Below are 13,309 nucleotides of genomic sequence, written 5' to 3'. Positions count from 1 at the left end.
ACTATATCGACTACTCTTTATCATCATACTAACGATGTTCAGATTACGTAGATCAGTTGGCTATTGTGTGCTAATCCTTTCTTACGAGGACATGACAACGGATGCGGGAGGGTAAAGAATGTTGCCTGATAAATTGCGAATCCTGCAGGAGATGCCGATATTTGGTGGTGTAAGTGAAGCAACACTCAATTCGATACTCGACAAGGCTAAGAGTGTTGAGGTGATTAAAGGTGGTTATTTTTTCCGTGAAGGTGATCTGGATAATTCCATATATATCATCGAACAGGGAGAGGTGGCAGTCTATCGTTACTGGAATGGAAACTGCTACAAACTGAGAGAACTGCGTGAGGGGGACTGCTTCGGCGAAATGGCGCTGATGGATTGCAAGCCACGCAGTGCAGAGGTTGTGGCGCTGGTGGACAGCAGCGCGATACAGGTGACGGCAGCACAATTGGCAGAACTTTATAATACGGATTCAGATCAGTATACATTGATCTATATGAACCTGGGCCGCGAAGTATGCAGACGTCTGAGAGAGGCGGATTCAAGGCTGTTTGTGCAAGAGGTCGAGTCTGGTGAACTAACCTGAAATGGCATCGGTCATTCCAGGATCCGGAGAAGTCCTGTAAAAGAACTCTCATTGAAATTCAGTCCGTTTAATGGGAAATGTGCCGGGAACATATTCTGGGAATGCATCGGACCATCATGATTACATTCAGATACTCCGGGTTGTTTCAAATGCTATTTCTGAGTCCCAAGGAATCCGGGTGTGGCTGAAGATAGACCTGTTTTGACATGTAACTGTCAGGATGGAGCCTGAAGTAGTGCCTGAGCAAGGTGATCGGTACGATGAGAGGTGTTTCGCCCCGTCGGTAGGACTCGATGCTGGCCGATAATTCAGCTTTGTCATCGCGACTGATACACTCTTTCAGATAGCCCATGATATGTTGCAGTACATTGACGTGTCTTTTTCTGGTGACACGACGCTTCAGCGTATTCATCAACTCTTGAATATAATCATCGGTAATCGTAGCGAATCTCTTTTCAGGCAGATTGGCAACGAGTTTGCCAAGACGTTGATAGGCTGCCTGAGAGTGAGCCATAACCAGATATTTATGCTCAGTGTGGAAAGTGATCAGGCTTGCGGGCGTCAACTGTGTAGACAGTAGCTTTCTCCAGCGGTGATAGACGTAGACACGATTGACGAAATTTTCTTTCAGTACGCTGTCGTTGAGACGGCCCTCCTCCTCAATCGGAAGCAGAGGATGTTGTTGCATCAGTACTCCGGCAAAAACACCAGTACCTTTCCTTATGCATTGCTGTCCGGTATCAGTGTACACCTTCACCCTCTCCATACCACAGCTGGGAGAGTTCTTTTTCAATATATAACCACTGATGTGGTTCAGTTCTTGAGCCTGTTTGAGGGCAAATTGTTTCATCTTGTCAGTGACATCCCGGTTGGGATCGGAGACTCCGACAAGGCGAGGGTGCTGAATATCACCGACCAGATGTATGGTGGGACGAGGGACGCCGAGCCCGATTGCGGCTTCCGGGCAGATGGGTAGAAACTCCATATGTTTTCCCAGTTTTTCGACGATGTATCTATCCCGCTTATGCCCTCCATCATAGCGAACATTGTGCCCAAGCAGGCAGGCGCTGACACCGATTGCTGGCCGCTCTGCATACAGGCTGGTTTCGCTCATTTCAGGTGTTGTTCTCTGGCTTTAATCCGCATGATTGGCATCAAGACAGGCTATCGAGTGGCGTTTTCCAGTCTGCTCTGTTCAACTGTCGCGTAGCTATTGTCCGTGGAGATTCTTGAATTCTCTCAGCGTGCCCGGGTAGACTCTATTTATATCCTATCTTTTTATTGGATACACCACTAATAAATGCAGTTTTTTTAAGGTTAGAGTCGATGAGTCAAGATCAAACGCCCTATGAGAGAATCGGCGGCGAAGCGGCAGTCAGGGAACTGGTGGATAGGTTTTATAATCTGATGGACCGGCAACAGGAGGCAAAAAAGATACGTGATCTGCATGCCAAGAGCCTTAGGGCCTGTTAACACTAATCCAATCAGCCCTGCTGGGACTATTTTTTTGTCCAGCAAGGCAGAATGAGCGAGGTGTAGTTATGCTACATGAGCGAGTGATAACGCCGCTGGGCGGAAAAATAGCCCCAGCCCTTCGGGTTGCGCCTGAAAAAGCGCCACTCGGCGTTGCTCGTCGTTCATTTGGAATCACCAAACCTCTCTCCTCACGCCTTGAGTGGCGCTTTTTCAGGCGCAACAGGGCCAATTGGATTAGTGTTAACAGGCCCTAATATATCACGTGAAAAGCTGTTCCTCTTTCTATCCGGCTGGTTGGGTGGCCCCGATCTCTATGTAGAGAAGTATGGTCATCCCAGGCTGCGTGCCAGGCATCTTCCTTTCAGTATCGGTATCGAGGAACGAGATCAGTGGATTTATTGTATGCGTGAGGCGCTGTCGGCGATGGATCTGGATGCAAAGCTGCAGGAAGAGCTCAACCAGGCATTCTTCAGAACGGCTGATTTCATGCGTAACCGGGATGAAGAGGTGCGGGATACGCCCTTCAGGATTATCTCTTCCGGCAAGACCCAGTGACAAGACGAGCGCTCAAAAGCAAGCTGTTGAAGTCAGGTATAACATAGATATTAATAAATCGTCTTACACACGCATCCTAAAGCTTAATCCAACCAGATTCCCTTCTCTGCAAACCACTCCTTGTCAATGCGCCATTCGACCCTATCGATATCTTCCCGGTCAACTACAAGTTTGCGCACTTTGGACTGGACTGCCGCAAGCTCCTTCTGTGCCGCGATAAGCTTGGGATCTTGATCGCTCAGGTTTTTCAGGCTCGGCTTTATGAGGCCGATAAACTTTACAGCAGGCATAGCGCTCGACCTGGGGGAGGAGATAATTGCAGTCGTGCCCCTGATCTGCATCGCCCTGAAGGGGTAGGGGTAGGACGATATCAGGGGGTCCCGTTGCAACATGTCATCGATCTCACCTAGGCGAAAGTCCAGTGTCAGCAGCCACGCCAGTAGTATACCGAAGCATATGCTGGCGAGAACGGCTGCGTAGATTTTTGTGCCACGATCCAAACTCATTGCAGGTCCTCAAATCGGCATGAGGGTACAGGCAGGGTTTACAAGGGTGCAATGACAATCCTCAGTAGACGGATATTGTTATAGATTTCTACTAAGGCGACAGATTGATAATCAATGATACCGCTGGTACTGAGCGGCGTGATAGTAGAACTCAGGTATTAAAAAGATGGGTGAGGGGGTCCGATTTGAACCCGCCTCACCCCAGGTTCTTGAGCCGTTTATTCCGCTATGAATGACTGGACCTGACCCATCGAATGGACTGAAGGACGATGCCTTTGAATCATCCTTGGCAGTCTGTTCAGCGCTGACTCGGCATCGGCAGCAGTGGAAAAGTTACCGTAAATCATCGCATATTGTTGTCTGTTATTGCTCTTCACAGGCAAGTACGCAAGGTCTTTTTTCAGGTGACTGTGATAACGCTCCGCCAGTTTGTAGATCTCTTGCTTGTCACTCAGTGTGGCAATATGAATAGTATGGTTAGTGCCTGGCTGCTTGGCGATCCATGCGAAACCGTGAATGGTGTTGTCACTACCGAATGTCTGATGCGGGCGCATATTGGTGACACGCCCATCTAGGGTGTCCACCTGATCGCCAATTGTAATCAGTCGGTCGTTAATATCGGATATTTCACTCTGTATGGCGCTATCCGTTTCGGCTGTCTGAGTACTGAGATGGCTCAGCTGAGAATCGGTCGCGGCAAGATGGGTATTGGTCGCGACAATATCCGATTGCAGTGCTGTGTTGGTTTGTGCCTCAGAGTGCCAGTTGGCATATTCAGTGCCCATGAAGACGAGCAGGCCGAGAACGAGCAGTACAATCATCCCCCCCAGGATGCGGAAATGGCGCTTTTCCAACATTATCAGGGATACCAATGCCCTGGCGCCTTTTTCAACACGCTCCTGAAGATCGGTGATTTGCTCACTATGCTCTTCCGTACGGGCCCGAAGATCATCTATCGCATCAGAAAGCTCAGAGCTGCGTTTATTCAATATAGTTGTTGATCTCGAGAGCTCTCTGCTCTTCTTGGTCAGATCCCCTGCTGTACCCTCTACCTCGGTCACTCGTTTCTCTAATGCCTGATCCACTGCCTGCAATTTCAGCAGGCGGGCCTGGTTGGATTTGATTTCATCCTGCGCCTTAGTCAGGTCATTGCTGATTTCATCACTCTTGTCAGCCAGGTCTTGATCCCGCTCTTTGCTGTGCTTGGCCAGGCTGTCAATTTCAGCCACCAGTGCACTTTCGAGCTCTTGCAGCATTTTGGCGTTGTCTTTGATGCTCTTATTCAGCGTCTGAGTGGTCTGCTTCGATTTTTTCGCCAGCTCATCGGTACGGGCCAGCAGGGACTGGTAGCCATCGCTTAGCAATCCAATATCGCTGTCCGACTTTTCACTGACCTGATTGATCTGCTTTGAGACGGTCTTGATATCCTTGCTGATGGTGGCGGACTTCTCAGACAGGGATTTGTAGGCATCGTCGAGTGAACCAAGTTGCTGGTAGGTCTCGGAGACCTTGGTCGTCAAATCGCTACCCTTGTCGCTCAGGTGTGAGAGGCTGGTCTTTACACTGCGATTGGTCTTGCTCAATTGACTTCTGAGGTCATCCAGGTCAGAGTCGATTTTACCAATCTTGTTGTTGAGCTCATTCGGTAATGCTGCAGTGGGAGCTCTATCCTCTAAATCAATCAGGTTCTCTTTCTGTTCGGTATCTTTAGCTTTGTCGGTGGTGACGGATTGTTTGGTTGCTTGAGATCTTTTGGCCATGAAAATTACCCCTTTTTCTCTGCGCAGGTCGCGCAATGGTCCAATACGAACAAGAATCCTTAAGAAACGTTAAATTAGCATATTATAATATATAAGGATAATTTGATTTCTTAGGGGGATCCGAATAAAGCTATAGAAAGCCATGTAATTATATGAATTAAAAGAAAATTAATTAGGCTTTACTGGGTAGGAAGAGGGAGTGACAAAACAAATCAAGAGTAGATAATTCAACTAGATAGGCTCTCAGGATTTAACAAAGTCTATTGACTGGGGTGTTTAATGTCCTTATAGCCTGTTGTGGGAGACTTCTTTTCCGTGAATCCGGGATAATCCTCGATACGCCAGCGCTGTTCTTCATGATCACTCTCGTCAACGAAACGCAGTTTTGACCAGGATGCCAGGCTGACGATGAAAACGAGGATTAAAACAACTGCAACATTCTTCGGGGTGAACATCTGACTATTCTCCAATCAACTCCCATTCAATAATAAATAAAGTGATGGAATGAGGTGTAATATGGAGTTTACTGCAGACATCGCGATTTCCATGGGTCAATTTCACGCAATCTTAATAGGGTTTGTCGGGCTGGTTTTGTTGAGCAGCACATCGTTGCGCATAGAGGCCGGTTTGAATATGGATTTGTCGATCCAGAGGTTGAGTGCGACGGGCTGGGTCATGGAAGAGGTCAATTTAGACCTTAACCTGGAGAGCGGCCAACAATTGACCGTTCACATGACGGCCGCCTCTTTGAGACATGATGCTCTGCCTGGGAAAATCGAAGGTATTCGTCTGGACTGTCCTCTTCAAACTGTCCAGCATACCTATCACTGTCATGACGGTCGATTGAGTATCAGTGCTTCCCCCTATGGACCACAGGAACTTCGTGTGAGCGGGGAGTTTATCGACAGCGAGCAGCTAAAGCTCAAGGCTCACGGATTCAAGTTGGCGAGTGGCAGGATCAGTGTCGAACTCGAGCTGAAGGAAGGCAGTTGGGAGATTGCATTCAAGGGTAAAGATCTGAAACTCGACGCCTTGCGCAAAGAGTTTGCAGCCAAGTTTCTGCCATCGGATTCCGACCTGTCAGGTCGCGTACAAATCACTGCACAGGTTGCAGGCAATCAGTCCCGGCCTGAGCACATTGATATGGACATCCAGGTATACAAATTTTCATATGCAGATGCCGAAGGACTTCACGTTGCTGAAGACGGACGGTTCCGACTGGATATCAAAGCCAAACGAAAGGGGAATGACTGGGTGGGGAGTAGCGGTTTCATACTCACCGGCGGCCAGTTTTATGCGGATCCATTCTATGTGGAAGTACTCGAGGAGCCATTGTCGCTCCAACTGCAGGGGCGTTGGAAACCCGTAGCGCAAGTCGTGCAGGTCGGTGAGGCGATGGTCAAGGTACCCCGGGTAATGGAATTACGGGGCAGGATTGAGATCGATACGTCGAAAATGGCAATATTGGAGGCGGATATAGATCTGCAAAGTGACAATGTCGATAGCCTGTACCGCGTCTTTCTCCAGCCGATGCTGATCGGCACCATGGCGGATGATGTAGAGGCAGGCGGAATTCTGCACTCGCGGATTGGGCTCAAGAATGGACAGCTGCAAACACTGCATGCCGACCTCAAGGATGTAAACCTGGATGACAGGCGAGGCTTGTTCGCATTGTATGACATCAATGGCAGCCTGGCATGGGGTAGAGAGAAAAACCCCGCAAAATCACACATAAGGATAGAAGGCGGTCAGCTCTATCGTATCGATTTTGGCGCGCTGGATATTCACGCCCATGCGCAACAGGGAGAGGTGGCGTTGGAAGCGCCTGTGGAGATCCCGTTGATGCTCGGCTTCCTCCATATCGATAAACTTCATCTCCTGGATCTGCTAGGCGATGCTCCCAGGTGGACCACCAGTGCTCAATTCAGGGATATCTCACTTGGAGCACTCGCCGAGGCCTTTGAGTGGCCACCCATGGAGGGGACGCTGCAGGGTACGATTCCAAATGTTCGCTATCATCAGAAAAGGCTGGAGATGGATGGGGAACTGGTCGTTGATGTGTTTGGTGGCAAGATCAGCGTGGATGAACTACTTATCGAGGAGCCCCTCGGAAGGGTTCCGGAGCTTTCGGCGAATATGCATTTGCGGGGGCTGGATCTTGCCCGGATTACACAAACCTTCTCCTTTGGACATATAGAAGGTGGCCTCGAGGGTGAGATTGCGGATCTGCGTCTTGCCAGTTGGGAACCCATCGCCTTTAATGCGCGCTTTAACACGCCTGAAAAAGACCGGACACCTCATCGAATCAGTCAGCGGGCGGTGGATAACCTGACTGCCTTGGGCAATGGTGTAGGCAGTGGCCTGTCGAGTACATTTCTCGGGTTTTTCAAGGAATTTCGATATGACCGTATAGAGTTGCAGGCTAAACTGAGCGGCAATGTGGCGGAGCTGGACGGGATGAAACACCCGGATGGCGGTTATTACATCGTCAAAGGGTCCGGCCTGCCGAGGATCGACGTGATTGCGAGAAATCGCCAGGTGGCCTGGAAGACGCTGTTGGAACGCCTGAAGAGTATCCGTGTCGAAGGAATGGAAGTCAGGTAGCGGCAATCGGGCTATGTGGGATGGATGTTGAGCTTTTCTCCGTGTCAATTATAGTCATACTCATGATTTGAAAACATTAACAGCCGATTTAACGAATTAAGGAATGTAACAATGTTGAAGCGCTTTATTGGTTATCCCTTCATGGCCCTGGGCCTGGTGGCCTGTGTCACGATCAATATCTATTTTCCGGCGGCTGCCGCGGAAGAGGCCGCGCGCACCATTGTACGCGACGTACTGGGTGAAGAGGCGAAGTCTGACCAGCAGAAGAGCGTACCCAAAGAGGAATCGAAGAAGGATGATCAACAGTCGCTGCAGGAGATACTCCAATCCACATTCTCCAATACCCTGGGTGGGATTCTCGATTTCATGGTGCCAACCGCACAGGCGGCCACACCTGATATCGATATAGACTCCCCGGCAATTCGCAAACTGCGCGCATCGATGTCGAGCCGGCAGAGCGGATTGGCGGCCCATTACCGGGCAGGCGCACTGGGATTCACCAATAACGGACTGGTGGCCGTACGGGATCTGAAACTGATACCGCTACGTGAACGCAATAAGGTGAAGAAAATGGTCGCGGATGAAAATGGCGACCGTAAGGCCCTGTACGCCGAGATCGCACGTGCCAATGGGCAGCCGCAGTGGGAAAAAAATATCCGTGACACGTTTTCCCGGGTGTGGGTGGAAGAGGCGCCTAAAGGGTATTGGTACCAGGACGGGAAGGGAAAATGGCGGCAAAAATAAAACAGAAGAGAGTTTGAATGCTTATAAACACATTGATACGGGTGATAACAGGCCCTAAGAGGTCCTAATAGCCGTGTTAGAAGAGAGAACTCAAATAGAGTTTGCCAGCCTTTCCGATGCTGTCGAAATCGGTGTATTGTCCAAGAACGAAATCGAGTATGGTCTGGGCTGGAGGTACACACCAAAAAAAATCACCGAACTCATACGACACAGAAGTAAAAATGTAGTGGTGGCCAGATCAGGCTCCACCTTGGTGGGTTTTGGGATTATGACCTACTACGAACATCAGGCCAATCTGGATCTGCTTGCGGTTAAGCGTAATTACCGGCGCATGAAAATTGGCAGCGATATTGTGCGATGGCTGGAGAAGGTGGCTTTAACCTCCGGTGCTTTTAATGTGTTTGTTCAGGTAAGAGAGCAAAACAAAGGTGCTATACAGTTCTATGAGGCGCTGGGTTACTCAGTGATTGAAACAGATACGCGATATTACAGCGGTGTCGAGACTGGGGTTGTCATGGCAAGGGGTTTGAAAAGGATGATTGTTTAGGGCCCATATTCACTCTTTAGCCATACGCTCTCTGAGCGAGCAATGTCCTGATGACGAAGTGATGATTAAACAACAGGATTTCTTTATTTCACGGATTTTTTCAGCAGGACAGACGTGTTAGCTACGGTGTCTGGTGAAAAGCTGTTGATACGTCCATTTTTTCCAGTGGTACCTTAGAAAAGCCAGCCACAAAAAAATGAAGTTTATTATTGAAAGCGAAATGAGTGTATTTGATCAGTAGTTATAGAGCCTTCGCACTGCCCAGTATTGATCGTTATTGAAACCGCGCTAGGTATTCACAATTATCAGTCCTAGTATAAGTAATTGCTTCGATCGTCAGCTGGACTGAATAGAAGGCACTTCATCATGTCTGCCGGTCTCGGCCAGCAGGTCCTGAATGGTCTGCATGAACTGGGCTGTGTCTATCGGTTTGGTAAGGAAGGCATTCGCGCCTGCATCGATGGATTTTTTACGTGCTTCGTGAGTCTTATTGGCGGTTAATATAATGATTGGCACAGTTCGATTGACAGCGTTGCTTTTTCGTACTTGTTTTACGATATCAATGCCAGTGACAACAGGCATTTGCATATCAAGGATGGCCATGTCTACAGAGTCTTTTAACAGCTGATCCAGTGCGCTTTCACCACTTTCATGCATATACACGTCATAGCCTGCACGTTTCAATGTTTCATCAATGAGGTAACGGTTGATGGAGCTGTCTTCTGCTATGAGTAGCCGCAAATTTCTGTTGGCAGGCGTCACGTTACCAATCGATGCGAAACTTGAGGCGCTATCCGCTTTCAGGCAATTTACATAGTTGATTGCGTTATATAATTGCCTGGGGTGATTGATGTCATCAACAACAATGGCGGCGTTATGTATCTTGAAAAGCTCACCCATGGATTTGCGATCGTCACGAACAAGGATTGTTGAATGACTTATAACAGGATTGACAAGCAGCTGATAGTAATCACCCATAGTATCGTGCAGTAAACAGGACTCATCGAATATGACTACCGGCAATGGCGTCTTGCTCTGGTGATCGGTGATAAACTCAACGATCTCAGAATGCTCATGCATCAGGCTGAAATCTATCTGCTTATCAGAGAGGTGTTGGCCTGCAATTTCTGAAAGTTCCACGCTGTTGGTAATAATGGTTGCAGTAACTTTTTCTTTTACTTCGAACTCTTCTTCATTAACCTCCTGCAAAGCCAGATCAAAGAAAAAACGGCTACCTGCACCTGGTTGGCTCTCGACCGACAATTTACTGCCCATCAGATCAACCAGGTCATAGGCTATCGCCATTCCGAGCCCGGTACCGCCAGTCACCCTTGCATCCGAGTTATCGAGTTGTGTGAATCTGTCAAAAATCACATTGAGTTGATCTTGACTGATGCCCACTCCGGTATCAGAGACTTCGAAATGAAACAGGTGTTTATTGTCCTGTCCGGATATTTCACTGATTTTAAGAGCGATCTCCCCCGTGTTAGTGAACCTGATTGCATTGCTTACCAGATTCATTAGAACTTGCCGTAATCTGGTCTGGTCTCCGATGACATGTCTCGGGATATCAGCTGAAACTTCCATGTTGAATTTCAATGATTTCCCATGAGCGCTTGCCAAATAACTGTTACGTACGAAGATGATCAGTGCATGCAGGTCAAACGGTATATTGTTAATCCTTAGATGACCTGCTTCAATCTTCGAGAAATCCAAAATATCATTCAGGATAGACAAAAGGTGTTTGGATGCACTTTCGATAATCGAGATGTTTTTTTTGGTGCCCTTGGACTGAGGCTGGCGGAGCATCAGTTCGCTGACTCCTATGATGCCTGTCAAAGGGGTGCGGATTTCATGGCTCATGTTTGCGATAAATTGCGATTTAGCCTCATTGGCGGCCTGCGCCTGCTTTTTCGCAATCAGGAGATTTCTCAAGAGATAGGCAACGAATACGGGAATAATGATATTGGTTGCCAGCAGGCTGTAACTGAGGAACTTCAGATTCAGCCAAAATTCGGCGGTTCTAATGGCTATGAGAAAGCCGATGTTAGAGAGTGCTGTAGCTGCATACAGGTAGGGCAGCCCAAATCTGACACCGTAGCCTACAGTGATAAGCAACATGATGGCGAACAGGGGCGTACCGTATTCACCCATGGTGTAGAGACCGTAAAAGACGATGGCATTGTCACCGAACAGGGTAGACAACCGCCTCAGCCTTGAGGGAAACGGCCATGGAATAAAACTGAGCAGGATGGCGATGGAAAAGAGGGTGTAACCGGCTGACGCATACAGTTGGGGATTTCCAACGTTGTCAGGTGCCAACGTTGATTTCAGGATAAATATGTAGGTTGTAAAAAGGGTGATGAAGATCAGCCTGACAACGCCTTGATGGAGTTCCTGCCTTGTATTGGGGCTATATTCAGAATCGTGACTTGATCCGAGCATTACGATCTAGTGTGCGTGCAAGAAGTGGGATGGCAGGAGGACTATAGTAAAACGGGAACATACACTATCTACTCAGTTCTATCCAGTTGAGAGGAGATGTTACATAAAATGCAGGATCAGGCATCTTGTGTAATAAATGTACCAGTTTAATTCACTGTTTTACCTTTGAGAACAGCTATATATAGCTAATAACCGGGTAAAACAGTAAGTCTTGGTGTGGTCTATGGTGTGGGAAATAATCGAATCAGTTTTCCATCATGTGAATCAGTCAACAGATAGATAAGCCCATCCGGGCCCTGTCGTATATCGCGAATCCTACCTAATTTTCCGGTGAGTAGACGCTCCTCATGGATCACCTTCTCGCCATCAAGTTCAAGTCTCACCAGTTGCTGAAATTTTAGTGAGCCGACGAACAGGTTACCCTTCCAGTTTTTGAAGATGTCGCCGGTGTAAAAGGCCATTCCGGATGGGGCGATGGATGGAACCCAGTAGTGGATCGGCTGAACCATGCCGGCCTTTGTTGTACCTTCGCCGATCTTAGTCCCAGTGACATAATTTACCCCATAGGTGATGACAGGCCAGCCGTGATTGGCTCCAGGATCGGGTATGTTTATCTCGTCCCCCCCTTGTGGCCCGTGCTCATGTGTCCACAGTTTGCCATTATTCGGGTGCAACGCCGCGCCCTGGATGTTTCTATGACCATAGCTGTAGATTTCCGGTAAGCCACTGCCGTTTTCAAACAACGGATTCTGAAGCGGGATGCTCCCGTCGTCATTGAGTCGTATGACAGAGCCAGCATGATCGTTCAGGTCCTGTGCCTGTTCGCGATCTCCCCGGTCACCCAGAGTGATATATAAATAACCCTGCGGATCAAATACCAGGCGCGATCCGAAATGGTGACGGGATGCGGTTTTACGTGCCATACGAAATATGGTTTCTACTTGTTGAAGGCGACGGCCTTCCAGTTTGCCGCGGGCTACCGTTGTTCCGTAGGATTTTCCATCCCGCTCGGCATAGGAGAAGTAGACCCAATGGTTGTCCTTGAATTTTGGATGCAGCACAACATCAAGGAGACCTCCCTGTCCATGTTGGTTGATATCGGGGAGTCCCTCAATGGGCTTTGTCTCAAGTTTTCCTAGCGTGTTGACGATGCGCAGGGTTCCGCTGCGTTCGCTGATCAGCATGCCGCCGCCAGGTAGAAAAGCGAGCGACCAGGGATTGGAAAGACCTTCGACGACTGTCTCGTAACCAAGACGATGTTTCTCAGTGGCGATGGTTTCAGCCGATGCTACAGTCGATAACTGTACAAGCAGTGCCGCCAGTAAGATTATATATTTGTGATAGTCTTTCATTGAGATCCTCAGTTTTCCCAAGACCATTTGATAAAGAGATTGATCCTGATCTTCTGATGCAAACCGTTGTCCGATAATTGACTCAGGTGAGTATCACACGAGTATAGTTTGAAAAAAACATGGATGTCATAGGTGTAATTTCATGCGGGGCCTAATAGATAGGCCCTATTGATATTAGCAGGATAACCCGAATAGATTCTGGCTCGGTAATCAGGCGACAATATTAATATTTATATGAATTATTCATTTATCCAACTGATCCCATGACACTTGCAATATCCAGAAACGTTACGATTCCTGACAGTGAGATTGAAATAAGCGCTGTTCGTTCACAAGGTTCAGGTGGACAAAATGTCAACAAAGTCGCATCCGCCATCCATTTGCGGTTTGATATAACTGCCTCCTCCTTGCCTGAGCGTTATCGCCAAAGGTTGTTGAAACTCAGTGACAAGCGCATCAATAAGGATGGGGTTGTCATCATCAAGGCGCAGCGGTATCGGGATCAGGAAAGAAATCGCCAGGATGCCCTGGATCGACTGCAACGGTTGATCGCACGGGTTTTGGCGAAACCTAAAAAGCGCATTCCGACGAAACCGACAAAGGCATCCAACAGGCGCAGACTGGATAGCAAAACCAGGCGTGGCAGGCAGAAGGCACTACGACGCAGGGTGGAAGAATAGATTATCTCATTGACCCATCCACTCATAACTTCAGACAGTTGTTTTTGCAAT

Annotated in this window: 13 protein-coding genes; 7 read left to right on the top strand and 6 right to left on the bottom strand. The window is 48.3% G+C overall.

Annotation, left to right across the window (positions count from 1 at the left end; genetic code table 11):
• The first annotated feature begins 118 nt into the window (after window positions 1-118).
• A complete protein-coding gene (locus AB8516_RS06590; protein ID WP_108295316.1) occupies window positions 119-589 on the top strand; it encodes a Crp/Fnr family transcriptional regulator in 471 nt (156 codons plus the stop codon).
• A 145-nt stretch (window positions 590-734) separates the two neighbouring features.
• Here the strand turns inward: AB8516_RS06590 and AB8516_RS06585 are convergent, their stop codons facing one another.
• On the bottom strand, window positions 735-1,703 hold the full coding sequence (locus AB8516_RS06585; RefSeq protein ID WP_369159211.1) for a YbgA family protein: 969 nt from the start codon (window positions 1,701-1,703) through the stop codon (window positions 735-737).
• Window positions 1,704-1,915: 212 nt separating this feature from the next.
• On the opposite strand from AB8516_RS06585, the gene AB8516_RS06580 reads away from it, so the two are divergent.
• Window positions 1,916-2,062 carry a hypothetical protein gene (locus AB8516_RS06580; protein WP_108295314.1) on the top strand — a complete coding sequence of 49 codons (147 nt, stop codon included), beginning with the start codon at window positions 1,916-1,918 and terminating at the stop codon, window positions 2,060-2,062.
• A 240-nt stretch (window positions 2,063-2,302) separates the two neighbouring features.
• Complete coding sequence (locus AB8516_RS06575; RefSeq protein WP_369159209.1) at window positions 2,303-2,620, top strand: group II truncated hemoglobin; 318 nt, start codon at window positions 2,303-2,305, stop codon at window positions 2,618-2,620.
• Between the two features lie 83 nt (window positions 2,621-2,703).
• Here the strand turns inward: AB8516_RS06575 and AB8516_RS06570 are convergent, their stop codons facing one another.
• The 3 genes from AB8516_RS06570 to AB8516_RS06560 all read right to left on the bottom strand — a co-directional run bounded on the left by AB8516_RS06570 (window position 2,704) and on the right by AB8516_RS06560 (window position 5,341).
• On the bottom strand, window positions 2,704-3,126 hold the full coding sequence (locus AB8516_RS06570) for a hypothetical protein (RefSeq protein WP_369159207.1): 423 nt from the start codon (window positions 3,124-3,126) through the stop codon (window positions 2,704-2,706).
• A gap of 218 nt (window positions 3,127-3,344) precedes the next feature.
• Complete coding sequence (locus AB8516_RS06565) at window positions 3,345-4,886, bottom strand: SPOR domain-containing protein (protein WP_369159205.1); 1,542 nt, start codon at window positions 4,884-4,886, stop codon at window positions 3,345-3,347.
• A gap of 260 nt (window positions 4,887-5,146) precedes the next feature.
• Window positions 5,147-5,341 (bottom strand): hypothetical protein, encoded by a 195-nt coding sequence (locus tag AB8516_RS06560; RefSeq protein WP_369159203.1) that lies wholly within the window; start codon window positions 5,339-5,341, stop codon window positions 5,147-5,149.
• A 61-nt stretch (window positions 5,342-5,402) separates the two neighbouring features.
• Between AB8516_RS06560 and AB8516_RS06555 the strand changes: the two genes are divergently transcribed.
• From AB8516_RS06555 to AB8516_RS06545, 3 genes are all read left to right on the top strand, one after another.
• Window positions 5,403-7,490: a hypothetical protein gene (locus AB8516_RS06555; RefSeq protein WP_369159201.1), complete on the top strand. Its 2,088-nt coding sequence runs from the start codon at window positions 5,403-5,405 to the stop codon at window positions 7,488-7,490.
• Between the two features lie 111 nt (window positions 7,491-7,601).
• Complete coding sequence (locus AB8516_RS06550) at window positions 7,602-8,234, top strand: YdbL family protein (protein ID WP_108292314.1); 633 nt, start codon at window positions 7,602-7,604, stop codon at window positions 8,232-8,234.
• A gap of 73 nt (window positions 8,235-8,307) precedes the next feature.
• Window positions 8,308-8,781 (top strand): GNAT family N-acetyltransferase, encoded by a 474-nt coding sequence (locus AB8516_RS06545; protein ID WP_369159198.1) that lies wholly within the window; start codon window positions 8,308-8,310, stop codon window positions 8,779-8,781.
• 336 nt (window positions 8,782-9,117) lie between these two features.
• Here the strand turns inward: AB8516_RS06545 and AB8516_RS06540 are convergent, their stop codons facing one another.
• Both AB8516_RS06540 and AB8516_RS06535 read right to left on the bottom strand, forming a co-directional pair.
• Entirely contained in the window at window positions 9,118-10,935 is a 1,818-nt protein-coding gene (locus tag AB8516_RS06540; protein WP_369159196.1) for an ATP-binding protein, read from the bottom strand.
• Between the two features lie 512 nt (window positions 10,936-11,447).
• The gene (locus AB8516_RS06535; RefSeq protein WP_369159194.1) at window positions 11,448-12,578 is read right to left on the bottom strand and encodes a PQQ-dependent sugar dehydrogenase; all 1,131 of its coding nucleotides are present in this window, start codon (window positions 12,576-12,578) and stop codon (window positions 11,448-11,450) included.
• Window positions 12,579-12,841: 263 nt separating this feature from the next.
• Here AB8516_RS06535 and arfB point away from each other — a divergent pair, with 263 nt between their 5' ends.
• Window positions 12,842-13,258 carry an alternative ribosome rescue aminoacyl-tRNA hydrolase ArfB gene (gene arfB / locus AB8516_RS06530; RefSeq protein ID WP_369159192.1) on the top strand — a complete coding sequence of 139 codons (417 nt, stop codon included), beginning with the start codon at window positions 12,842-12,844 and terminating at the stop codon, window positions 13,256-13,258.
• The last annotated feature ends 51 nt before the right edge of the window (window positions 13,259-13,309 follow it).

The organism is Candidatus Thiodiazotropha sp. LNASS1 (genome assembly GCF_964212655.1).
Taxonomy (GTDB): domain Bacteria; phylum Pseudomonadota; class Gammaproteobacteria; order Chromatiales; family Chromatiaceae; genus Thiodiazotropha.
The sequence above is the reverse complement of the archived record's forward strand: the minus strand, read 5'-3'. Positions and strand labels throughout refer to the sequence as shown.